The sequence below is a fragment of the Serratia sp. CY84636 genome (genome assembly GCF_052166245.1).
GTDB classification, from domain to species: Bacteria; Pseudomonadota; Gammaproteobacteria; order Enterobacterales; family Enterobacteriaceae; genus Serratia; species Serratia nevei.
Genome location: NZ_JBJNOX010000001.1, coordinates 132086 through 152748 on the forward strand (window position 1 = coordinate 132086; position 20663 = coordinate 152748).

At 62.6% G+C, this 20663-nt stretch carries 22 protein-coding genes; 19 read left to right on the plus strand and 3 right to left on the minus strand.

Annotated elements, in window-relative coordinates:
- Positions 1 to 32: 32 nt before the first annotated feature.
- Both ACJ8QI_RS00705 and aroL read left to right on the plus strand, forming a co-directional pair.
- Positions 33 to 551, plus strand: coding sequence for a GNAT family N-acetyltransferase (locus ACJ8QI_RS00705; protein ID WP_102984186.1), 519 nt, complete (start codon positions 33 to 35; stop codon positions 549 to 551).
- A 109-nt stretch (positions 552 to 660) separates the two neighbouring features.
- Positions 661 to 1185, plus strand: a complete 525-nt coding sequence (gene aroL, locus ACJ8QI_RS00710) for a shikimate kinase AroL (protein ID WP_033637260.1) — start codon at positions 661 to 663, stop codon at positions 1183 to 1185.
- A 36-nt stretch (positions 1186 to 1221) separates the two neighbouring features.
- Here the strand turns inward: aroL and ACJ8QI_RS00715 are convergent, their stop codons facing one another.
- Positions 1222 to 1965, minus strand: a complete 744-nt coding sequence (locus tag ACJ8QI_RS00715) for a helix-turn-helix domain-containing protein (protein ID WP_149571594.1) — start codon at positions 1963 to 1965, stop codon at positions 1222 to 1224.
- Between the two features lie 96 nt (positions 1966 to 2061).
- On the opposite strand from ACJ8QI_RS00715, the gene ACJ8QI_RS00720 reads away from it, so the two are divergent.
- From ACJ8QI_RS00720 to ppnP, 14 genes are all read left to right on the plus strand, one after another.
- Positions 2062 to 2466, plus strand: coding sequence for a nuclear transport factor 2 family protein (locus ACJ8QI_RS00720; RefSeq protein ID WP_070915516.1), 405 nt, complete (start codon positions 2062 to 2064; stop codon positions 2464 to 2466).
- 47 nt (positions 2467 to 2513) lie between these two features.
- Positions 2514 to 2714: a YaiA family protein gene (locus ACJ8QI_RS00725; RefSeq protein WP_046688340.1), complete on the plus strand. Its 201-nt coding sequence runs from the start codon at positions 2514 to 2516 to the stop codon at positions 2712 to 2714.
- 144 nt (positions 2715 to 2858) lie between these two features.
- The gene (locus ACJ8QI_RS00730; protein ID WP_060423284.1) at positions 2859 to 3359 is read left to right on the plus strand and encodes an RNA polymerase sigma factor; all 501 of its coding nucleotides are present in this window, start codon (positions 2859 to 2861) and stop codon (positions 3357 to 3359) included.
- Between the two features lie 76 nt (positions 3360 to 3435).
- The gene (locus ACJ8QI_RS00735; protein WP_442531956.1) at positions 3436 to 4389 is read left to right on the plus strand and encodes a FecR family protein; all 954 of its coding nucleotides are present in this window, start codon (positions 3436 to 3438) and stop codon (positions 4387 to 4389) included.
- A 156-nt stretch (positions 4390 to 4545) separates the two neighbouring features.
- Positions 4546 to 7245: a TonB-dependent hemoglobin/transferrin/lactoferrin family receptor gene (locus tag ACJ8QI_RS00740; protein ID WP_442531957.1), complete on the plus strand. Its 2700-nt coding sequence runs from the start codon at positions 4546 to 4548 to the stop codon at positions 7243 to 7245.
- 78 nt (positions 7246 to 7323) lie between these two features.
- Positions 7324 to 7890, plus strand: a complete 567-nt coding sequence (locus ACJ8QI_RS00745) for a heme acquisition protein HasA (RefSeq protein WP_033642038.1) — start codon at positions 7324 to 7326, stop codon at positions 7888 to 7890.
- Positions 7891 to 7962: 72 nt separating this feature from the next.
- Positions 7963 to 9741 (plus strand): type I secretion system permease/ATPase, encoded by a 1779-nt coding sequence (locus ACJ8QI_RS00750; protein ID WP_337046379.1) that lies wholly within the window; start codon positions 7963 to 7965, stop codon positions 9739 to 9741.
- On the plus strand, positions 9738 to 11069 hold the full coding sequence (locus ACJ8QI_RS00755; protein WP_064290409.1) for an HlyD family type I secretion periplasmic adaptor subunit: 1332 nt from the start codon (positions 9738 to 9740) through the stop codon (positions 11067 to 11069). The genes ACJ8QI_RS00750 and ACJ8QI_RS00755 overlap by 4 nt, the downstream gene beginning before the upstream one ends.
- A gap of 2 nt (positions 11070 to 11071) precedes the next feature.
- Positions 11072 to 11863 (plus strand): energy transducer TonB, encoded by a 792-nt coding sequence (locus ACJ8QI_RS00760; protein ID WP_060423301.1) that lies wholly within the window; start codon positions 11072 to 11074, stop codon positions 11861 to 11863.
- A gap of 253 nt (positions 11864 to 12116) precedes the next feature.
- Positions 12117 to 12890 carry an IclR family transcriptional regulator gene (locus tag ACJ8QI_RS00765; protein ID WP_060423304.1) on the plus strand — a complete coding sequence of 258 codons (774 nt, stop codon included), beginning with the start codon at positions 12117 to 12119 and terminating at the stop codon, positions 12888 to 12890.
- A 219-nt stretch (positions 12891 to 13109) separates the two neighbouring features.
- Positions 13110 to 14666: an OPT/YSL family transporter gene (locus tag ACJ8QI_RS00770; protein WP_060420419.1), complete on the plus strand. Its 1557-nt coding sequence runs from the start codon at positions 13110 to 13112 to the stop codon at positions 14664 to 14666.
- A gap of 34 nt (positions 14667 to 14700) precedes the next feature.
- Positions 14701 to 15630 (plus strand): DUF1177 domain-containing protein, encoded by a 930-nt coding sequence (locus ACJ8QI_RS00775; protein ID WP_060423310.1) that lies wholly within the window; start codon positions 14701 to 14703, stop codon positions 15628 to 15630.
- A gap of 4 nt (positions 15631 to 15634) precedes the next feature.
- Positions 15635 to 16312 carry an AroM family protein gene (locus tag ACJ8QI_RS00780; protein ID WP_060423313.1) on the plus strand — a complete coding sequence of 226 codons (678 nt, stop codon included), beginning with the start codon at positions 15635 to 15637 and terminating at the stop codon, positions 16310 to 16312.
- A 211-nt stretch (positions 16313 to 16523) separates the two neighbouring features.
- The gene (gene ppnP / locus ACJ8QI_RS00785) at positions 16524 to 16814 is read left to right on the plus strand and encodes a pyrimidine/purine nucleoside phosphorylase (RefSeq protein WP_004940463.1); all 291 of its coding nucleotides are present in this window, start codon (positions 16524 to 16526) and stop codon (positions 16812 to 16814) included.
- 65 nt (positions 16815 to 16879) lie between these two features.
- Here the strand turns inward: ppnP and rdgC are convergent, their stop codons facing one another.
- On the minus strand, positions 16880 to 17791 hold the full coding sequence (rdgC, locus tag ACJ8QI_RS00790) for a recombination-associated protein RdgC (RefSeq protein WP_004940461.1): 912 nt from the start codon (positions 17789 to 17791) through the stop codon (positions 16880 to 16882).
- 215 nt (positions 17792 to 18006) lie between these two features.
- Between rdgC and mak the strand changes: the two genes are divergently transcribed.
- The 3 genes from mak to ACJ8QI_RS00805 all read left to right on the plus strand — a co-directional run bounded on the left by mak (position 18007) and on the right by ACJ8QI_RS00805 (position 19640).
- A complete protein-coding gene (mak, locus tag ACJ8QI_RS00795) occupies positions 18007 to 18921 on the plus strand; it encodes a fructokinase (RefSeq protein WP_442531958.1) in 915 nt (304 codons plus the stop codon).
- 102 nt (positions 18922 to 19023) lie between these two features.
- Positions 19024 to 19257, plus strand: a complete 234-nt coding sequence (locus ACJ8QI_RS00800) for a type II toxin-antitoxin system Phd/YefM family antitoxin (RefSeq protein WP_049199831.1) — start codon at positions 19024 to 19026, stop codon at positions 19255 to 19257.
- Positions 19254 to 19640, plus strand: a complete 387-nt coding sequence (locus tag ACJ8QI_RS00805) for a type II toxin-antitoxin system VapC family toxin (RefSeq protein ID WP_038873221.1) — start codon at positions 19254 to 19256, stop codon at positions 19638 to 19640. The genes ACJ8QI_RS00800 and ACJ8QI_RS00805 overlap by 4 nt, the downstream gene beginning before the upstream one ends.
- Here ACJ8QI_RS00805 and licT read toward each other — a convergent pair.
- Entirely contained in the window at positions 19637 to 20485 is an 849-nt protein-coding gene (gene licT / locus ACJ8QI_RS00810) for a BglG family transcription antiterminator LicT (RefSeq protein ID WP_100396230.1), read from the minus strand. The genes ACJ8QI_RS00805 and licT overlap by 4 nt on opposite strands.
- Between the last annotated feature and the right edge of the window lie 178 nt (positions 20486 to 20663).

Below are 20663 nucleotides of genomic sequence, written 5' to 3' on the forward strand. Positions count from 1 at the left end.
TTAAATAACCGCCCCAACGTTAAGGAGAACCCATGAGCCTGCAGATTCGTTTGGCGCAGCAGCGGGATATCGTGCATCTGATGGCGGTTGAACGTTCGGCGGCGCAGCTGTTTCGCCAGCAGCCGGAATGGCGCTTTATCGCCGAAGGCGAGGTGATGGCCCCGCAGCAGCATGCCGCGTTTATTGCCGAACGCCGTGAATGGCTGGCGGAAAGCGACAACGGCGAGTGCGCCGGTTTTATCGCCGTGCAGGTTCAGGGGGGCGATTGGCACATCGCCGAATTGTCGGTCGCCGGCACCTGGCAGCGGCAGGGCGTCGGCCGTCGCCTGATCGGCGCGGTGGCGGAAGAGGCCAAACGGCAGGGGGCCGCCCGCCTGACGCTCACCACCTTCATCGAGGTGCCGTGGAATGCGCCTTACTACCGGCGGCTGGGATTCCGGCCGCTCGACGACGCGCGGCTCACGGCTGCCCTGCGGCGGCATCTGGATGAGGATCTGGCGCACGGCTTTGCCGCAGGCAGTCGCTGTGCCATGGAATTTACACTATCGTAAATATTGAAATACAGAGCGGGCAGGGTATGATGCTGCCACCACGCCATCGCACCCGCTCGGTATTTTGGTATGCAATGCACTCAAGTCACCGCATAAGGGACAACCCGTAATGACACAAACCCTGTTCATGATAGGCGCTCGCGGAGCCGGCAAGACGACGGTAGGCAGCGCATTGGCGCTGGCGTTGGGCTATCAGTTCGTCGATACCGATCTGTTTATGCAGCAGGCGGCGCAGATGAGCGTGGCGGAAATGGTCGAGCGCGAGGGCTGGCTGGGGTTCCGCCGCCGCGAGACCATCGCGTTGCAAACCGTGACCAAGCCGTCAACTATAGTTGCCACCGGCGGCGGGGCGATCCTGGCGGAGGAGAACCGTCAGTTTATGCGTCAGCATGGCACCGTTATCTACCTGCGCGCGCCGGCCAGCGTGTTGGCGCAGCGGTTGGAAGAGTACCCGGAAGATGCGCAGCGCCCGACGCTCACCGGCAGGCCGATCGCCGAAGAGATGCTCGAGGTGCTGGCGGCGCGCGAAGCGCTGTATCAGGACGCCGCGCATTACGTGATAGACGGCGCCGCCGATCCGCAGCGGGTGGTGGAACAAATCCTCGCGGTGCTGCCGCGTGAGACGGTGAAGTAACCCTTTCTTCTCTTCGGGCGCTGGGCGCCCGTTTTCTTATTCCGTTTGCCGAGCCGGCGCAAAGTACGCCCCGGGCGTGACGCCGAAGCGGCGGCGAAAGGCGGCGATATAGGCGCTGACGTTGTCATAGCCACAGGCGTCGGCCACCTCGCTGACCGCTTCGCCGCGTGATAATCCCTCCAGTGAACGCAATACCCGCGCCTGCTGGCGCCACAGCGCGAAGCTGATGCCGGTTTCCTGCAGAAAACGGCGGCTCAGGGTGCGCGGGCTGAGCCCGGCCCAGGTGGCCCAGTCGCACTGGCTGCGCAGGCTGGCGGGATCGTTCAGCAGCGCCCGGGCGATGTTCAGCAACCGGGCGTCCTGCGGCAGCGGCAATTGCAAAGGGGCGCGGCTTGCCGCGTGCATTTCGTCCAGCAGCACCTGCAGCAGCCGCCGTTGCGGCGCACTCAGCGGGCCGGCGGGGAACTGCGCGATGCGCTCTACCAGGGCCTGCAACAGCGCAGAGGCCGTGAACAGCTGCGGCAGCGGCGGCATCTTCGGCACGCTTTCCACCGGCAGATACAGACTCCAGCCCGCCACGTCGCCGCAGGCCAGCGCCTGATGGGCGCATCCCGGCGGCAGCCAGCCCAGCGTACCGCCGGCGATCGCCCATTGCCGGCCCGGGAGTTCCATGGCCAGCATGCCGCGCGTCAAGAGATAGATCTGGCCGCCTTCGTGCCGGTGCCAGGGCGTCAGGTGTTTTTTTTCATGCTGAAGGCGTTGGCTGCGGATCTGCGTCATGTTGGCCGTTTAACGTTATTAAAAGTCTTGATGTGGTTATTATGCCATCGCTTGAGCGGGATAGGATCGTCGTTCACCCTATTTCGGAGAAACGTGATGACTCAACTTACCCCACTGGATCTGGTACTCGATACGCTGCAGCAGGTCGTCGCCAGCCCGGAGCACCGGCCGACGCAGCTCGCCGCCCGTTTCAGCGCAGACTACCGCCAGCAGGTGGATGGCAAGGTGCTGAACTTCGAGCAGTTTGAGCAACACATGGCGCTGCTGAAGCGGCAAACCCGCCGCATGACGCTGAGCGTGATCGCGGCGGCGGAGCAGGGCGAGGCGGTGCTGACCCACCATCTGGTCGAGCTGGAAAAGTGCGATGGTTCCTGCAGCCGCGTGCGGGTGCTGGCGCACTTCACCGTGCGTGAGGGCCGCATTTGCGCCTGTGACGAACTGACCGAGCTGTTGGCGGGCTCCCCCGGCGATCGCGATCTTGGCTCGCGCGTGTCGGAATGAGGGCGGCTGCTATACTTGCTACTGTGTGAAACACACGGGAGAACGGCATGCGCGAAAATGATCAACCTGCTTATCCACGGAGCGCCCGCGTCGTAGAGGTGTTTCGGGGCGACCCGAGCCTGCATCTGCGCCGTTTTGAAGTGCGCACCGACGACATTGAGCCGAATACGCTGCTCAGTGAACATGAAACCGAGCAGGAAGCGCTCGACGCCAAGCATCGCTATGAGGACGAGGCGTTAGAGCTCTGACCTGCAGCCCAGCGGAAACCGGCGTCAGGCCGGTTTCCTGTTTATCCCCGCCTTAGCACATATTTCCCAGAACAATATTGATAATGATAATCATTTATGTGATTTTTATCGCCCCTATTGGGTATTTCACTTCTGGGAAAAGAGATGTCCAATTCCGAGTTGCAGGCGCTGTTTCTGCGCCACATGCGGCCGCTGCAGACTTATTTGAACGCCAAACTGCGCGACCCTCAGCTGGCCGCGGATTTGGCGCAGGAAAGTTTTACCCGCCTTACCGAGCAATACCCGCAGGGTAACATTCTCGATATTGAGGCCTACCTGTATAAAACCGCCAAAAACCTGATGCTCGACCATCTGCGCCAGCAGCAGCGGCGGCAGACCGAAGCGGTAGAAGACGACATTCTGGCGCAGTATCCCTCCGGCGAACCGGCGCTTGAACAACTGGCGATCGATAGCCAACTGCTGCAGCTGTTGCAACAGGCGTTGGCGGGCATGCCGTCGCGCACGCAGCAGATTTTCCGCCTTAACCGGCTCGATGGCCTGACCCAGGCGCAGGTGGCGGCGCAGCTGGGCGTGTCGCTCAGCACGGTAGAAAAACACCTGGCCAGCGCGCTCGAGCGGCTGATGGCGCGTATGGAAGAACAATAATGGCAATTTTTTTACGGGTTTATCCGCCCTCAGACGTCTTAACCTATAACCAGAAAAAACAGGGGTCTACGTCATCATGAAACCGCTAACCGCGCAGGCGCGACAGCAGGCGGCCGCCTGGGCCGTACGCCTGGCCGAAGGGGCGCTGCCCGCCGAACGGCGGCAAGCGCTGGACGCCTGGCTGGCCGATGATCCGCAGCATCCGGCGGCGCTGCGTCAGGCTCGCCAGCTTTGGACGACGCTGGGGCAGCTGCCGCCAGAGCAGCGGCAGGCGTTACAGCCGCAGGTGGCGGCGCTGAAAACGCCCTCTCACCATCGATGGCCCCGCTGGGCGGTGGCGGCGGCGGTGGCGATCGCCGTTTCCTTCGGCGTTTATCGCGGGCCGGATCTGTGGATCGGCATGCAGGCGGATTATCAAACCGTTCGCGGCGAGGTGCGCGAAGTTGCGTTGCCGGACGGCAGCCGGGTGGCGCTGGACAGCGGCAGCGCGATCGCGCTGGCGTATTCTGCAGACGAGCGCAAGGTGCGATTGCTGCGCGGCACCGCCTATTTTATCGTCGCGCCGCTGGGCGGGGCGGAACGTCGCCCGTTCAGGGTGGAGGCGGAAAACGGCGTCACGCAGGCGCTGGGCACCGAATTCAGCGTAGCGCGCACCGAGCAGGGCGTGGACGTCAGCGTGCATCAGCACAGCGTGCGGGTGACGCTCGAGCGCGGCGAGCGCTCGCTGGTGGTCGCGCAACGTCAGGCGGCGCATTACCGCAGCGGCCTGCTGTGGCTGACGCGGCAAGCGGCTGGTGATGACGCCTGGCGGCGCGGCTGGCTAGTGATCGACCGCCAACCGCTGGCGCAGGCGCTCGCGCAGCTCAATCGCTATCGCGAAACCCGCATCGTGGCGGTCAACCCCGCGCTAAGAGCGCGCACGGTGAGCGGCGTGTTTGCGCTCAATAAACTCGACGACGGCGTCGGCGCCATTCGTCAGGAACTCTCCGCCCGCCAACTGAATCTCCCCGGCATCACGCTGCTGTACTGAGCGGCAAAGGCGGGCCAGGATGCCCGTTTCGCCGCTATTTTCACTTTCTGTAAAAAATCTTTACGGGTTTTTGCCTCCCGGAACGTCCTTATGTTTAAACGAGATTGATTTCCATTATCACTTGGTTTGGCATTCTTTCGGGTGGAACACACACGCATGTTTATTCACAAGGGAACCACGCCGGCCGGCCGATTGGCCACGGCGGTACGCGCCGCGCTGGCGGCGATGATGCTGACTCAGCCGGCGGTGGCGCTCGCCGCCCAGGCTGACGCGAGCAGCGCGCAGGCCGCACAGCAAAAGCATTTCAACATTGCGGCGCAGCCGCTGCAGAGCGCCATGTTGCGCTTCGCCGAGCAGGCCGATATGCAGGTATTTTTCGACGAGGTGAAGCTCGACGGCATGCAGGCGGCGGCGCTGAACGGCAGCATGAGCGTTGAACAGGGCCTGCGGCGCTTGATTGGCGACAATCCGGTGGCTTTCCGCCTGCAGCCGCAGGGGCAGATCGTATTGAGCCGGTTGCCAGCGGCAAACGGCGACGGCGGCGCGCTGGCGCTGGACAGCCTGACGGTGCTGGGCGCCGGCGGCATCAACGCCAACGATTGGGTTTACGACGAACCGCGCTCGGTCAGCGTCATCAGCCGCGAACAGATGGATAACCGCCCGGCGCGGCACGCGGCCGATATTCTGGAGCAGACGACGGGGGCTTATTCCAGCGTCAGCCAGCAAGATCCGGCGCTGTCGGTCAACATCCGCGGCATACAAGACTATGGCCGGGTGAACATGAACATCGACGGCATGCGGCAGAATTTTCAAAAGAGCGGCCACGGCCAGCGTAACGGCACCATGTACATCGATTCCGAGCTGCTGTCCGGCGTGACCATCGACAAGGGCACCTCCGGCGGCATGGGCAGCGCCGGCACGCTCGGCGGCATAGCCACCTTCAATACCGTCAGCGCGAGCGATTTCCTGGCGCCGGGCAAAGAGCTGGGCGGCAAGCTGCACGCCAGCACCGGCGATAACGGCACCCACTTCATCGGCAGCGGCATACTGGCATTGGGCAACGAAACCGGCGATATCCTGCTGGCCGCCAGCGAACGCCACCTCGGCGACTATTGGCCCGGCAACAAGGGCGACATCGGCAACATTCGCATCAATAACGACACCGGCAATTACGATCGCTACGCCGAGAGCATCAAGAACAACAAAATCCCCGACACAAACTACCGCATGCACTCGCGGCTGGCCAAGGTGGGCTGGAATCTGCCCGCCAACCAGCGCCTGCAGCTGAGCTATCTGCAGACCCAGACCGCGTCGCCGATCGCCGGCACCTTGACCAACCTGGGCAGCCGGCCGCCCTATGAACTGGGCTGGAAGCGCACCGGTTACAGCGACGTGATGGCGCGCAACGCGGCGTTTGACTACAGCCTGGCGCCGGAAGGCGTCGACTGGCTCGATTTTCAGGCCAAGCTGTATTACGTCGATACTCAGGACGACAGCGACACCTACAGCACCAGCTCGCTGCTGGACAACGGCTACGCGACGCGCACTCGTCTGCGTACCTATGGCGCGCAGGCGCAAAACACCTCGCGCTTCAGCCTGGCGCCGGGGCATGACTTCCGCGCCAACTACGGGCTGGAGTTCTATTACGACAAAGCGACCAGCGACTCTTCCCGTCAGGGCATGGAAGGGGTGACGCCGGCCGGCAACCGTTCGGTAGCCAGCCTGTTCGCCAACCTGACCTACGACTACGACGGCTGGCTGACGCTGGAGGGCGGGCTGCGTTACGACCGCTATCGCCTGCGCGGCCAGACCGGCCTGAGCTATCCGGATTTGGCTAAGGATGGGCAACGCTACACGATTGACAATCCTTGCAAAGCGCTGCGTCTGACCGGTTGTTCAACCACCACCCGCGAGGATTGGGCGGTTGACCGCGATCAGGGCAAACTGTCGCCGACGCTGGCGGTGGCGGTGCGCCCCGGCGTGGAGTGGCTGGAGCTGTATTCCACCTACGGCAAATCCTGGCGGCCGCCGGCGATCACCGAAACGCTGACCAACGGCAGCGCGCACAGTTCTTCCACGCAATACCCTAACCCGTTCCTGCAGCCCGAGCGCTCGCGCGCCTGGGAAGTCGGGTTCAACGTGCAGCAGCCGGATCTGTGGTTTGAGGGCGATCGGCTGGTGGCCAAGGTGGCCTACTTCGACACCAAAGTGGATAACTACATCAACCTGGCGATAGACCGCAATAAACCGGGGCTGGTGCAGCCGAGCATCGGCAATGCCGCTTACGTCAACAACCTGTCGAAAACCCGCTTCCGCGGGCTGGAGTACCAGCTCAACTATGACGCCGGGGTGTTCTACGCCGACCTGACCTACACCCACATGATCGGCAAAAACGAGTTCTGCTCGAACAAAGCCTGGCTGGGAGGGCGTCTGCGCTACGGCGACGGTTCGCGCCGCGGCAACTTCTATGTTGAACCGGATGCCGCGTCCAATGATGCCGTCACGTGCGACGGCGGCTCGCAGTTCGGCACTGCAGCCTATCTGCCGGGCGATCGCGGCTCGGTCACGCTGGGCGGCCGCGCTTTCGATCGCAAGCTGGACGCCGGGGTGATCGTGCGCTTCGCGCCGGGCTATCAGGACAGCTCGGTGCCGTCCAACTACCCGTACCTGGCCGACTGGCCGAAGTATACCCTGTTCGATCTGTACGCCAGCTACAAGCTGACCGACAGCCTGACGCTGCGCGGCTCGGTGGAGAACCTGACCAACCGCGCCTACGTCGTCAGCTACGGCGAGACGCTGGCCAACACGCTGGGGCGTGGCCGCACCGTGCAGGGCGGGGTGGAATACCGTTTTTAAGCAGTAAAAGGGCGTTGCTCATTCTTGAGCACAAGGGCGGCCTCGCAAGGGGCGCCATTCATCAATGGAGATAGAGAAATGGCATTTTCAGTCAACTATGACAGCAGCTTCGGCAGCTACAGCATCCATAACTATCTGAACGAGTGGGCGTCGTCATTTGGCGATATCAACCACACCAACGGTAACGTCACCGACTCCAACAGCGGCGGCTTCTATGGCGGCAGCCTGTCCGGCAGCCAATACGCCGTGACCAGCACCGCCAACAACGTTACCTCGTTCGTGGCGGGCGGCAACCTGACCTACACCTTGTTCAATGCCCCGGCGCACACCCTGTACGGCCAGCTGGATTCGCTGTCGTTCGGCGACGGCCTGAACGGCGGCGGCTCCACGCCGTACAACATCCAGGTGCCTGACGTCAGCTTCGGCGGCCTGAACCTCAGCAGCCTGCAGGCGCAGGGCCACGATGGCGTGGTGCACCAGGTGGTGTACGGCCTGATGTCCGGCGATACCGGCGCGCTGGAAACCGCGCTGAACGGCATCCTCGACGACTACGGCCTGAGCGTCAATTCCACCTTCGATCAGGTGGCGGCGGCGACGGCGGTGGGCGTGCAGCATGCCGACAGCCCGGAACTGCTGGCGGCCTGATCGCGGCCGTTTGCCCGCCGGCGCCGCGCGCCCCGGCGGGCATTTTCTCGTTTTTAGCCGATGGAAAACGCCATGAAAAACGCCGTCAGGCGCGGAGAAGTGATGAGCGTGCTGGCCGCATACCGGCGCGGATTTTGGGGCATCGCGCTGTTTACCGCGGTGATCAACCTGCTGATGCTGGCCCCGGCGCTGTACATGCTGCAGGTCTACGATCGCGTGTTGCCGTCGGGCAACCGCATGACGCTGGCGATGCTGACCCTGATGGTGGTCGGCCTTTACCTGTTTATGGGGCTGCTGGAGTGGGTGCGCAGCCAGGTGGTGATCCGCCTCGGCGCCCAGATGGATATGCGCCTGAATCAGCGGGTCTACGACGCCGCCTTCGAAACCAACCTGAAAACCGGCAACCCGCTGGCGGGGCAGGCGCTGAACGATCTGACCAACCTGCGCCAGTTCGCCACCGGCAATGCGCTGTTCGCCTTTTTCGATGCCCCCTGGTTCCCGGTTTATCTGCTGGTGGTTTTTCTGCTCCACCCCTGGCTTGGCGCGTTGGCCAGCGCCGGAGTGATCGTGCTGGTGCTGCTGGCCTGGCTCAACCAGCGGGTGTCGCAGGTGCCGCTCGCGGAGGCCGGCCGGGTCGCGCTGAGCGCCACGCAGCAGGCCAACGGTAACCTGCGCAATGCGGAGGCCATCGCCGCCATGGGGATGCTGACCGACTTGCGCCTGCGCTGGCTGCGGCAGCATCAGCAGTTCCTGCTGTTGCAGAACCGCGCCAGCGAGAAAATCGCCGCCGTCACCGCCTGGTCGAAAACCGTGCGGCTGGCGCTGCAGTCGCTGATGTTGGGCTGCGGCGCGCTGCTGGCGGTCAACGGCGACATTACGCCGGGCATGATGATCGCCGGATCGATCCTGATTGGTAGGGTGCTGGGGCCGATCGATCAGCTGATCGGCGCCTGGAAGCAGTGGTCGTCGGCGCGCCAGTCCCTGCAGCGGCTGGAGGTGATGCTGGCCGCCAACCCGCCGCAGGCGGCGAGCCTGCCGCTGCCGGCGCCCAGCGGCGCATTGGCCGTGAATCAGCTGACCGCCGCTGCGCCCGGGGGGAGCGTACCGGTGTTGCACGGCGTCAGTTTTCGTCTGGAGGCCGGCGAGGTGCTGGGCGTCATTGGCGCATCCGGCTCCGGCAAAACGCTGCTGATGCGCCAACTGGTCGGCGCGCTGACGCCGCTCAGCGGCGACGTGCGGCTGGACGGCGCGGATCTCCGGCAGTGGGACAAACAGCAGCTGGGGCCGCATATCGGCTATCTGCCGCAGGATATCCAGCTGTTCGCCGGTACGCTGACGGAAAACATCGCCCGCTTTGGCCAGGTTGACGCCGAGAAGGTGGTGGCCGCCGCCGCGCTGGCCGGCGTGCACCAATTGATCCTGCATTTGCCCAAAGGGTATGAAACCGAGCTGGGCGAGGGCGGCAGCGGCCTGTCCGGCGGCCAGCGTCAGCGGGTGGCGCTGGCGCGCGCGCTGTATGGCTCTCCGGCGTTGGTGGTGCTGGATGAACCGAATGCCAACCTCGATCGTGAAGGGGAAGAGGCGCTGCAACGGGCGATCGAAGCGCTGAAGGCGCGCGGCACCACCATCGTGTTGGTGACCCACAAACCGGCGATCCTGGCGACGACCGACAAACTGCTGGTGCTGGCCGCCGGCCAGGTGCAGCACTTCGGCCCCAGCGACGCCATCCTGAAGAAACTGCCTGGTTTTGCGCCCGCTGCCGTACCGGCCAATGCCGGCCGCAGCAGCGGCGGTTTCAACGTCAACTACGCCAACTTTGCCAAAACGGCCAGCGGTGAACGAAAAGTATGAGCAATCAGAGTGTGATCCCCGGCGATATCGACGCCCTTTCCCGACAGTTCGACGAAGGGCGTCATCTGCGGCTCGGCGGCTGGCTGGTGCTGCTGGGATTTGGCGGCTTCCTGCTGTGGGGGCTGTTGGCACCGTTGGATAAGGGCGTGCCGGTTTCCGGCAGCGTGGTGGTGGCCGGTAACCGCAAGGCGGTACAGCACCCGAGCGGCGGCGTGGTGTCGCAAATTCAGGTGCATGAGGGGGATCGGGTCCGCGCCGGGCAGGTGCTGTTGCTGATGGATACCGTCGACAGCCGCACCCAGCGCGATGCGCTGCGCAGCCAGCAGTTGAGCAACGCCGCGCAGCGGGCGCGGCTGCAGGCCGAGCGCGACGGCCTGCAGGCGATCGTGTTCCCCGCGTTGTTGCAAGCGCGGCGGGAGGAGCCGGAGGTGATGTCGTTGATGCTGTTGCAACAGCAGCTGTTCACCAGCCGCCGTGCGGCGTTGCAGAGCGAGCTGGCGGCGATCGCGGAGAGCATCGCCGGATCGCAGGCGATGCTGGAGGGGATCCGGCAGTCTTACGCCAGCAAACAGCGGCAAAAGGCCATGTTGCAGGAGCAGCTGGGCGGCATGCGCAAGCTGGCGGCACAGGGGTATGTGGCGCGCAACCGGCTGCTGGATCTGGAAGGGCAGTATGCGCAGATCGACGGCCAGGCGTCCGAGGACACGGGCAATATCGGCCGCCTGGGGCGCCAGATCCTGGAGCTAAAGCTGCGGGCGATCCAGCGGCGGGAAGAGTATCAGAAAGAGGTCAGCAGCCAGCTGGCCGAGGTACGGATGAAGCTGGACGAACTGGATAACCGCCTGGCCAAGGCGGAGGCCGATCTGGGCCATACGCAGGTGAAAGCGCCGGTGGCAGGCACCGTGGTGGGGCTGAGCGTGTTCACCGAAGGCGGCGTGATCGGCGCCGGTCAGCAGCTGATGGAGATCGTGCCCAGCGATCGGGGGCTGCAGGTGGAGGCGCGTATCCCGGTCGAGCTGATCGACAAGGTGCAGGTGGGCTTGCCGGTCGAGCTGTTGTTCTCGGCGTTTAACCAAAGCACCACGCCGCGCGTTGAGGGCGAAGTGACGCTGGTCGGGGCCGATCGCCTGACCGACGAGAAAAGCGGTGCGCCCTATTACAGCGTGCGCGCCAAGGTCAGCGAAGCGGGCCTGCAGCGCTTGAACGGGTTGGAGATCCGCCCGGGGATGCCGGTCGAAGGCTTCATCCGCACCGGCGAGCGTTCGATGATGAACTACCTGTTCAAACCGCTGACCGATCGCCTTCATCTGGCGCTGACGGAAGAGTGAGCATGTCGGTTTCTCCACTGCCTTTCGCCGCGCCCGGCGCCGCTATGCCCTGGCGCCGTTGCCTGGTGCTGGTGCTGGCGCTGCACCTGCTGGCCGCGGCGCTGCTCTGGCCCTGGCGAGACAAGGCCGCGCCGCCGTGGGTGCCGCCGCCGGCGGTCATGGTGGTGATGGCCGCCGCACCGCAGGCCCCGGCCGAGGTAAAACAACCGCCGGGAGAAAGGACGCCCCCGCCTCAGGTTGAGCCGCCGGCGCCGCCGGAACCCTTGCCGACGGTGAAGGTGCCTGAAGCCGTACGGCCGAACATCGCCGTAGCGCCGAAGCAGAAAAAACCGCCCAAGCCGGTGAAGAAAACCCTCCCGCCGCGCACGCCGCCGCAGGAGAAAACGATCGCGCCGCCGAAGGTTCAGGAGCAAAGCGTCGGCGCGCCGCCGCCGGGCCGGGCAGATAAAACGGCCGCGCCGCAAACCCGCCTGATGCCCTATGCGCAGGCGGGGGAGGATAGCTGGCGCAGCCGCATCAACAGCCGCCTTAATCGCTTTAAGCGTTACCCCAAAGACGCATTGCGGCTGAAGCGCCAGGGCGTTGGGCAGGTGCGTTTCACGTTGGACAGGCAGGGCCATGTGCTGGCGGTGACGCTGGTCAGCAGCGCCGGGCTGCCGTCGCTGGATCGCGAAATCCAGGCGCTGGTCAAGCGCGCTTCGCCGTTGCCTACGCCGCCGGCGGATGCTTACGTCAACGGCACGGTGGAATTGACGTTGCCGATCGATTTCAGTTTGCGCGGCGCGGGTTTTTGAGCCGCGACAATATCTCCTCCTGATAAACTCATTTTTCAGCAGCTTGTCCTGCCATTCATTATTTTCTAAGCGTATCGTTATTTTATTTGGCGCGGATAAGTTGGCGTTCTGCGCGATATTTTCATTTAAAAAGCACGAATGCCTTTTATTTCGCGGCTGACAAAAAATAAACAGCTTGACGCTGAGGAGTTCGGGTTCTAGTTTTTAATTATAAAACAGGAACTGAGTTCCATATAATGGAACAAGGCGGAGCATGACAACGCTGGAAAATGCCGCTGCGGTATTAAAACTCTTTTCTCAACAACGCGTGATGCATGGCCAGCCGGGCATTGCATTCAGCGACGTGGTGGGCCAACTGGCGTTGCCGAAAAGCACGGTATCGCGCCTGCTGCAGACCATGGAAAATCAGGGCATGCTGGAGCGCGATCCTGATAGCCGGCGTTACCGCATCGGCGCGCTGTTGCTGGCGGCATCCAGCCACTACCTGTCGATGCCGCTGGTGGACAGCCTGGCGGCCAGTATGGCGCAGCTGTGCCGCCAGACGGCCTGTACCGGCTACCTTTCGATATTGGAAGGGCAGGAAATCATGGTGATGCGCATGTTCCCCGGCCGCCACTTTTTGCAGGTGGTGACTCCGGCGGGTTACCGTTCACCGGCGGCGGAAACCTCGGTCGGCCGGGCGATATTGGCGCGTGAAAGCGACGAGCAGGTTCGGGCGCGTTACGCCGGCGGTTACCGGGCGACTTCGCCCAATGCGCCGCAAACGTTGGATGCGCTGTTGCAGAAGTTGCAGCAGGTGAGGCGTGAGGGATGGTCGCTGGCGCGCAATGAAACCCTGAACAGCATCAGTTCGCTGGCGACCGCGCTGGTGAACAAGCACGGCAGCGAGACGGTGGGGCTGTGCCTGTCCTTTCCCTCGCAGGGCGAGGAGCAGCCGTTTGTACCGGAAGTCCTGGCTGAATTAATCGCAGTCAGCCGCCAACTGGCGGAAAAATATGGCGATGATTATTGGCAGCAGATCAAATAACGCGCCTGAGCTATCGTGTTGCATCATAATTAACGAGCGCCGACACCAGGGAACTCATTAATTATATTTCACCGTATTTTATTGGTGATAAATAGATAGGGTAAATAAGAAAATAATCACGTTATGACGCCGGCAGTTCCAAATAATGGAACTGCCGCGGCGAGCTATCGCCTGGCGTTATTTCCGCCACGCGGCAGGGAATATTCAGGGAAACCAAGCATGAAATCAAATAATCCGCTAAAAGAGGCCGGCACGCTGTTGGTCATGGCGCTGCTTTCGGTGGTGGGAGCGATCATCGGCGTTCAGCTGATCACCACGCTGGGCGTGACGCCCAACACCTCGATCATCGGTGCGCTGATCGCCATGCTGTTGGCACGTATTCCGCTGCAAATGTTCCAACGCTACCGCTCGGTGCACACCCAGAACCTGGCGCAGACGGTGATCTCCTCCGCCACCTTCGGCGCGGCCAATTGCCTGCTGATGCCGATTGCGGTGCCTTACGTGATGGGGCAACCGCAGCTTATTTTACCGATGTTCTGCGGCGTGGCGGCGGCGATGCTGCTCGACGCCTATCTGCTTTATCGCCTGTTCGATACCAAAGTGTTTCCCGCCGCCAATGCCTGGCCGCCCGGCGTCGCCGCCGCGGAGGCGATTAAAGCCGGCGATCGCGGCGGCAAGCAGGCCTGGCTTTTGGTGGTGGGCGTAGGGGTGGGCATCGCCGGATCAATGCTCAAGATCCCCATGGCGGCCTTCGGCACCGCCTTTATCGGCAATATCTGGGCGCTGAGCATGTTCGGCGTCGGGCTATTGCTGCGGGCTTACGCCGAGCCGGTGGCCGGTTTCGATATCAATGCCCATTTTATTCCGCACGGCGTGATGGTCGGCGCCGGCCTGGTGGCGCTGATCCAGGTTGCGCAGGTGATCCGTAGCCGCCGCGCCGATAGCGCCGGTTATACCCAGCCGGACAGTGCGGTAAGCAAAGCGCTCGGCCTGGGCGCAGTCGGCTACATCGCCATCGCCGCGTTTTTGGCTCTGGTCGGCGGGCTGTTTAGCGAGATGTCGCTGCCGATGTTGGCGCTGTTCGTGATTTACGCGGCGTTCGCCGCTTTCGTTCATGAGCTGATCGTCGGTATCGCCGCCATGCACTCCGGCTGGTTTCCGGCGTTCGCGGTGGCGTTGATCACCCTGATCGTCGGTATCCTGATCGGTTTCCCACCGCTGGCGCTGTGCATCCTGACCGGTTTTACCGCCGCCACCGGGCCGGCTTTCGCCGACATGGGCTTTGATTTGAAAGCCGGCTTCATCCTGCGCGGCTACGGCGAGGATCTGCGGCAGGAGCTGCTGGGGCGCCGCATTCAGCTGTTTGCGGCGCTGATCGCCTTCCTCATCGCCATTCCGGTGGTTTACCTCTCTTATCACAGCTATTTCCTGCAGGACCTGATCCCGCCGGTCGCGCGCGTTTACGCGAAGACCATCGAAGCCGGTGCGCAGCCGGGCATCGCCTGGAGCCTTTTGATCTGGGCGATCCCCGGCGCCGTGGTACAGCTGATCGGCGGCCCTAAGCGCCAGCTCGGCGTGCTGCTGGCGACCGGCCTGCTGATCAACAACGCCTTGGCCGGGTGGGCGGTGCTGGTGGGCATCGCGCTGCGCGTGGCGATCCTGCGCCGTTGGGGCGATCGCGGCCGCACGCCGATGGAGATCATGGCGGCCGGGTTTATCGCCGGCGACGCGCTCTACAACTTCTTCAGCTCGATTTTTTCCAGCAAGGGCAAATAGCCCCTGCCGATGACATTGGTGAGGTAAAACGACCATGAGTTTGCAACAAACGCTGCAGGTTTTTGAATTGATGGATAGCGCATTCGTCAGCGGCCAGGACGTCGTCGATCTGTTTGCGCCTTACCCGGCGATCCGGGCCAGCACCTTGCGCGCCGACGGGCCGAAGGGTGGCACCGATTTCGTGCGCATCGAGATCCCCGGTAGCGCAGGCAAATTCGCTGGCGGTGTGGCGTCGACGCTGGGCATTATCGGCCGCCTGGGCGGCATCGGCGCGCGGCCGACGCGTATCGGGCTGGTGTCCGACGGCGACGGCGCGATCGCTGCCATTGCCGCCGCGCTGAAGCTGGCGGAGATGCAGCGTAAGGGCGATACGCTGCCGGGCGATGTGATCGTCACCACCCATATTTGCCCGAACGCGCCGACCCGGCCGCACGATCCGGTCGATTTTATGGATTCGCCGATCGATGACGTGACGATGAACGATAATGAAGTGGTGCCGGAGGCGGACGCCATCTTGTCGATCGATACCACCAAAGGCAACCGCATCATCAATCACAAAGGCTATGCGCTGTCGCCGACGGTGAAAGAGGGCTACATCCTGCGGGTGGCGGAAGATCTGCTGCGCATCATGGAGATGACCAGCGGCCGCCCGGCGGTGACCTTCCCGATCACCACGCAGGACATCACCCCTTACGGCAACGGCGTGCATCACCTCAACAGCATCCTGCAGCCCTCGACCGCTACTGCGGCGCCGGTGGTCGGCGTGGCGATTTGCAGCGAATCGGTGGTGCCGGGCTGCGGCACCGGCGCCAGCCACGAAACGGACATCGCGCTGGCGGCCAAATTCGCGGTGGAAGTCGCCAAAGAATTCGGCCGTGGCACCTGCCGGTTTTACGATGCCGCCGAATACGGCCAGCTGCTGGCGCTGTACGGCAGCCTGAGCCACCTGCAAAAAAGGAGATAGACCCATGACGGCTTCATTCGCCACGCTGACCCTCGGTCAGGCGCCGCGCAGCGATATCATGCCGCTGCTGTCTGCTTATCTGCCGGCGGAGCGGGTGAGGCACGTCGGTTTGCTGGACGGCCTGGATGCCGGGCAGATCGCCGAGCGTTATGCGCCGCAACAGGGCGATAAGCTGCTGGTGTCGCGCCTGTTGGACGGCACGCAGGTGACGCTCGGTGCCGCTCGCGTCGAAAGCGGGTTGCAGCAGAAGATCCGCGAGCTGGAGGCGGCGGGGTGCCAGGTGATCCTGTTGCTGTGCACCGGCGAATTCGGCCGCTTGCAGGCGGAACAGGCGCTGTTGCTGGAGCCGGATCGCATTATTCCGCCGTTGATCTCCGCGATCGTCGGCGCACACCGCGTCGGCATCGTGGTGCCGATGGCGGAACAGGTTGGGCAGCAGGCGGGTAAATGGCGGCAGCTGGCGACGCCGCCGAGCTATGCCGTCGCCAGCCCCTATCTGGCAGATGAGGCCGCGCTGGAGCAGGCGGCTTGCGCACTGCTGCGGCAGGGAGCAGAGGTGGTGGTGCTCGATTGCATCGGTTATCACCAGCGCCATCGCGCCTTTTTGCAGGCGCGTCTGTCGGTGCCGGTGCTGCTGTCGAACGTACTGGTCGCCAAGCTGGCCGCAGAGTTAATCGACTGATTCAAATAGCGATAAGTCACCGCTCGACGCGGCCTCAGGCGCTTTGCGCCCAGGGATCGCCCAGGGCTTCAGCAGCCCTGGCTGCCGGTGAGAGGCCCTGCAGCGTTTTCCTCTGCGCCGCGATCGCATTTCGCGCGAAAAACCAGTGACAGATCAACCGCAATCCCCCAATATGGATTTTCCATCAAGATGATTACGCGGGTGCCAGTCTATGCTGAAAGTGAATGAGTATTTTGCCGGAAAAGTGAAGTCTATCGGTTTTGACAGTAGCAGCATCGGTCTTACCAGCGTGGGCGTGATGGAAGAGGGGGAATACACCTTCTCCACCGCGCAACCGGAAGAAATGACGGTGATCACCGGGGCGCTGAAAGTGCTGCTGCCGGGGGCGCCGGACTGGCAGGTGTTTACGCCGGGCGAGAAGTTCTTCGTGCCGGGGCACAGCGAGTTCAACCTGCAGGTGGCCGATGCGACCGCCTATCTGTGCCGCTACCTGAGCAAATAAATTTTGTTCGTTAGGGGAACGCAGGGCTCAGCGGATGCTGGGCCCTGGTCGTTTCTGCGGCGGGATTAACGCTGGGCTTCGCCGCCGAGCGCTTCGATGGTGTTTTTGATCAACGCCGCCAGCTCGCTGGTCATCAGGATAAAGTCGGCGTCAAAGCGCTGAGCGAAGTCATCGCGATCGATATCGTCGTTCTGCTCGCGCAGCGTGTCGGCGAACTTCAGGCGCTTGAGCGAGCCGTCGTCCGACAGCATCAGCTGAATGCGCTCCTGCCAGTCCACCGCCAGTTTGGTCACCAGCTTGCCGGCTTCGATATGCACCGCGATTTCGTCGCTGATCAGATTCTGTTTCTTGCAGCGGATCACGCCGCCTTCTTCCAGAATCGCTTTCAGTTCTGCTTCATCCTGAATGGCGAAGCCGGCCGGCATCTCGCCGGAACGCACCCATTCGGTCAGCGTCAGTTCGATCGGGCTTTCCATGGTCAGCGGCACCACCGGCAGCGAGCCGAGGCTCTTGCGCAGCAGCGCCAGCGTATCTTCGGCGCGTTTGGCGCTGGCGGCATCGACCATGATCAGATCGTTGACGGTGTCTATCCACATGAAGGTCTGATTGAAGCGGCTGAACGCGCGCGGCAGCAGGCTGTGCAGCACTTCGTCCTTCAGCGCGTCTTTCTCGGTTTTCTTCAGTTTGCGGTGTTGTTCCGCCTCCAGGCGCTCAATCTTGGCCTGCAGCTCTTGCTTGATGACCGGCGACGGCAGGATTTTCTCTTCCTTGCGCGCGCAGATGACGATCTGGCCGTTGACCGCGTGCGTCAGCGCATCGCTGTGCGAGCCCATCGGGGAGACCCAGCCGGTCTTCGCCATGTCCTGGCTGCCGCACGGCGTGAAGGCGAACGCGCTGAGTTGTTTTTCCATTTCATCCGCGTTTAACGCCACTTCGCGGCTCAAACGGTAAACCATCAAATTCTTAAACCACAGCATAATGTTATCCCTGGCTGGGCGTGCGTTCGGCACGCTGATTCGTCAAAAGCAGGGCGGCATGATAACGAATTGACGCTGAAAAATCGCCCCATTCTCTCCGAATTGCGTCGCCGTACGCAGCGGAAAAGGCCTGGCCGGGGAGAGGGAAACAGGTGATTCATCCGCGCGCTTACATTAGGCTGTGGCAACGCTGCGCTGCATCGAGGAGAAAAAACGTGCGCATTGGCATCGATTTGGGCGGGACAAAAATTGAAGTGATTGTGTTGGCGGACGACGGGCGGAAGTTGTTTCGCCATCGTATCGCCACGCCGCGCCATGACTACGGGCAAACCCTGGCGGCGATCGCCGGGCTGGTGAAACTGGCGGAAGATCATACCGGCGAACAGGGATCGGTCGGGATCGGCATTCCCGGCACGCTGTCGCCGTTTACCGGGCGGGTGAAAAACGCCAACTCGGTATGGCTCAACGGCCAACCGTTGGACAAGGATCTGTCGGCGCTGTTGGCGCGCGAGGTGCGTATCGCCAACGACGCCAACTGCCTGGCGGTGTCGGAAGCTACCGACGGCGCAGGCGCCGGCGCGCAAACCGTGTTTGCGGTCATTATCGGCACCGGCTGCGGCGCCGGCGTGGCGCTGAACGGCCAGGCGCATTCCGGCGGCAACGGCATCGCCGGCGAATGGGGCCACAATCCGCTGCCGTGGCAGGATGACGATGAGCTGCGTTACGCCCGCGAAGTGCCGTGCTACTGCGGCAAGCCGGGCTGCATCGAAACCTTTATTTCCGGCACCGGTTTCGCCACCGACTATGCGCGCCTGAGCGGCAACGCGCTGCAAGGGCACGAGATCATGGCGCTGAGCGAGCGGGGCGATGCGCTGGCGGAGCAGGCGATCGTTCGCTACGAAATGCGGCTGGCGAAAGCGTTGGCGCACGTGATCAACATTCTGGATCCGGACGTGGTGGTGCTCGGCGGCGGCATGAGCAACGTGGATCGCCTGTACCGCTCGGTGCCTGAAAGGGTGAAAGGTTGGGTATTTGGCGGCGAGTGTGAAACGCCGATCCGCAAGGCGGTGCACGGCGACTCCAGCGGCGTACGCGGTGCGGCCTGGCTGTGGCCGCAACAGCAGCGCTAAGCGTTGCAACAAAGCGCGAGACTGCTCGCGCTTTAAACGACTCCCTGTACAAAAACTGGACGGCGCTTTATGCTTTAGCTAACTTAGCTAAGGAGGACGCGTATGGCAATTCAGGCCAATATGCACGAAGCCAAATCCAATCTGAGCCAGCTGGCGGACAGAGCCGCGGAGGGAGAAACCGTGATTATTGCAAAAGCAGGGAAGCCGTACGTACAGCTGGTCGCCATCCAGGGCGAAGCGCGCCGCCCCGGTGCCGCCAAGGGCAAGTTCACCGTACCGGCGGATTTCAACGCGGGGGATGCGGCCATTGCGGCGCTGTTTGAGGGCGATGAATGAAGCGTCTGCTGCTGGATACCCACACATTGCTGTGGTGGCTGATTGATGACGCCTGCCTGGGCGCGAACGCCAAAAGGCAGATCGCCGATCCGGGCAATGCGGTGTACGTCAGCGCGGCCAGCATTTGGGAGATCTCGATCAAACAGGCGCTGGGCAAGCTGGCGCTGCCGGAAGACATCTTTGCGATCATCGAGGCCGAAGATTTTCTGGCGCTGCCGATGGACGCCTTTCACTGCCAACAGGCCGGGCAACTGCCGCCCTATCATCAGGATCCTTTCGATCGCATGCTGATCGCACAGGCGCAGGCCGAAGGGCTGACGCTGATCTCCGCCGACGCGGTGTTTCCGCAGTACGGCGTACGGGTGGCGGACGCCCGCCGTTAAGCCGGTTTTTCCTCGCTTTCGCTGCGCACTCGTTCGATATGAATGGTCAGGAACATCATCTCTTCCGTGGTGAGCTGATGCTGATAGTGCTTTTCGATGTGGCGGTTGATCTTGCCGGCGCAGGCGAATGACTCACGGTATTTCTCTTTCACCACCTGATACAGCGAGTCGTCGTCGCTGTCGACGTAGTTTTTCCCCAGCAGGCGCTGGGCGAAGAATTTCAAATGGGTGACGAAACGGTGGTAGCTCAGGGCTTCCTCGTTGTAATCAAAGCGGAAGTGGTATTTGACCAGGTTGAGGATCTCTTGCATCACGCGGGTGATGTGCAGCGTATTGTGCATCTCGTCGTTAAGCTGGGCGTTGACCAGGTGCAGGGCGATAAATCCGGCTTCGTCTTCCGGCAACGCGGTATCCAGCCGTTGGGCGATCAGGGCCAGCGCCTCCAGGCCGACGGCGAACTCGGCCGGATAGAGCTTTTTAATCTCCCACAGCAACGCATTTTTGATATCCAACCCTTCCGCATGGCGCTGCAGAGCGAAATGGATGTGGTCGGTCAGCGTGATGTAGACGATGTTATGCAACTTGCCCGGCAGCCGTTCGCGGGCGAGGGTAATAATCTTGTCGGCGGTGGTGACGCAGGCCAGCGGGATCTCGGAGAGCAGCTCTTTATAGCGCTCGGCGATTTCGCCGCCGTTATGGGTGAACACCTTTTCGATCAGGCTTTCGTCCAGCGTGTCGCCGGGCTTCTTTTTAAAGCCGATTCCTTTTCCCATTACCACCGTCTCTTCCTGACGGTCGTCCAGCGTAATCACCACGTTATTATTGAGTATTTTAGCGATTTTCATGGTCTTTCCCGGTGTTTCAGCATCCTGAAAACGAAAAAACCTGACGCCCGGAAGCGATCCCGGGCGTCAGGTTTTGCCTGTATTTTATGTTTCTGTCCTGCGGCCTGAGCGGCGGAGGGGATACAGTAACAATCCTGTTATGCCTGCATAATAACCCGTGCTCGCCGCGGCTCAACGC

What these genes read in the sequence shown, in the direction of transcription:
- ACJ8QI_RS00805 (WP_038873221.1), top strand. Translation starts at nt 19,254, where the DNA reads ATGAAGCGTCTGCTGCTGGATACCCACACATTGCTGTGGTGGCTGATT.
- ACJ8QI_RS00780 (WP_060423313.1), top strand. Translation starts at nt 15,635, where the DNA reads ATGACGGCTTCATTCGCCACGCTGACCCTCGGTCAGGCGCCGCGCAGC.
- ACJ8QI_RS00765 (WP_060423304.1), top strand. Translation starts at nt 12,117, where the DNA reads ATGACAACGCTGGAAAATGCCGCTGCGGTATTAAAACTCTTTTCTCAA.
- ACJ8QI_RS00715 (WP_149571594.1), bottom strand. Translation starts at nt 1,965, where the DNA reads ATGACGCAGATCCGCAGCCAACGCCTTCAGCATGAAAAAAAACACCTG.
- ACJ8QI_RS00770 (WP_060420419.1), top strand. Translation starts at nt 13,110, where the DNA reads ATGAAATCAAATAATCCGCTAAAAGAGGCCGGCACGCTGTTGGTCATG.
- ACJ8QI_RS00745 (WP_033642038.1), top strand. Translation starts at nt 7,324, where the DNA reads ATGGCATTTTCAGTCAACTATGACAGCAGCTTCGGCAGCTACAGCATC.
- ppnP (WP_004940463.1), top strand. Translation starts at nt 16,524, where the DNA reads ATGCTGAAAGTGAATGAGTATTTTGCCGGAAAAGTGAAGTCTATCGGT.
- ACJ8QI_RS00800 (WP_049199831.1), top strand. Translation starts at nt 19,024, where the DNA reads ATGGCAATTCAGGCCAATATGCACGAAGCCAAATCCAATCTGAGCCAG.
- rdgC (WP_004940461.1), bottom strand. Translation starts at nt 17,791, where the DNA reads ATGCTGTGGTTTAAGAATTTGATGGTTTACCGTTTGAGCCGCGAAGTG.
- ACJ8QI_RS00740 (WP_442531957.1), top strand. Translation starts at nt 4,546, where the DNA reads ATGTTTATTCACAAGGGAACCACGCCGGCCGGCCGATTGGCCACGGCG.
- ACJ8QI_RS00760 (WP_060423301.1), top strand. Translation starts at nt 11,072, where the DNA reads ATGTCGGTTTCTCCACTGCCTTTCGCCGCGCCCGGCGCCGCTATGCCC.
- ACJ8QI_RS00755 (WP_064290409.1), top strand. Translation starts at nt 9,738, where the DNA reads ATGAGCAATCAGAGTGTGATCCCCGGCGATATCGACGCCCTTTCCCGA.
- ACJ8QI_RS00725 (WP_046688340.1), top strand. Translation starts at nt 2,514, where the DNA reads ATGCGCGAAAATGATCAACCTGCTTATCCACGGAGCGCCCGCGTCGTA.
- ACJ8QI_RS00750 (WP_337046379.1), top strand. Translation starts at nt 7,963, where the DNA reads ATGAAAAACGCCGTCAGGCGCGGAGAAGTGATGAGCGTGCTGGCCGCA.
- ACJ8QI_RS00705 (WP_102984186.1), top strand. Translation starts at nt 33, where the DNA reads ATGAGCCTGCAGATTCGTTTGGCGCAGCAGCGGGATATCGTGCATCTG.
- ACJ8QI_RS00775 (WP_060423310.1), top strand. Translation starts at nt 14,701, where the DNA reads ATGAGTTTGCAACAAACGCTGCAGGTTTTTGAATTGATGGATAGCGCA.
- ACJ8QI_RS00720 (WP_070915516.1), top strand. Translation starts at nt 2,062, where the DNA reads ATGACTCAACTTACCCCACTGGATCTGGTACTCGATACGCTGCAGCAG.
- ACJ8QI_RS00735 (WP_442531956.1), top strand. Translation starts at nt 3,436, where the DNA reads ATGAAACCGCTAACCGCGCAGGCGCGACAGCAGGCGGCCGCCTGGGCC.
- licT (WP_100396230.1), bottom strand. Translation starts at nt 20,485, where the DNA reads ATGAAAATCGCTAAAATACTCAATAATAACGTGGTGATTACGCTGGAC.
- aroL (WP_033637260.1), top strand. Translation starts at nt 661, where the DNA reads ATGACACAAACCCTGTTCATGATAGGCGCTCGCGGAGCCGGCAAGACG.
- ACJ8QI_RS00730 (WP_060423284.1), top strand. Translation starts at nt 2,859, where the DNA reads ATGTCCAATTCCGAGTTGCAGGCGCTGTTTCTGCGCCACATGCGGCCG.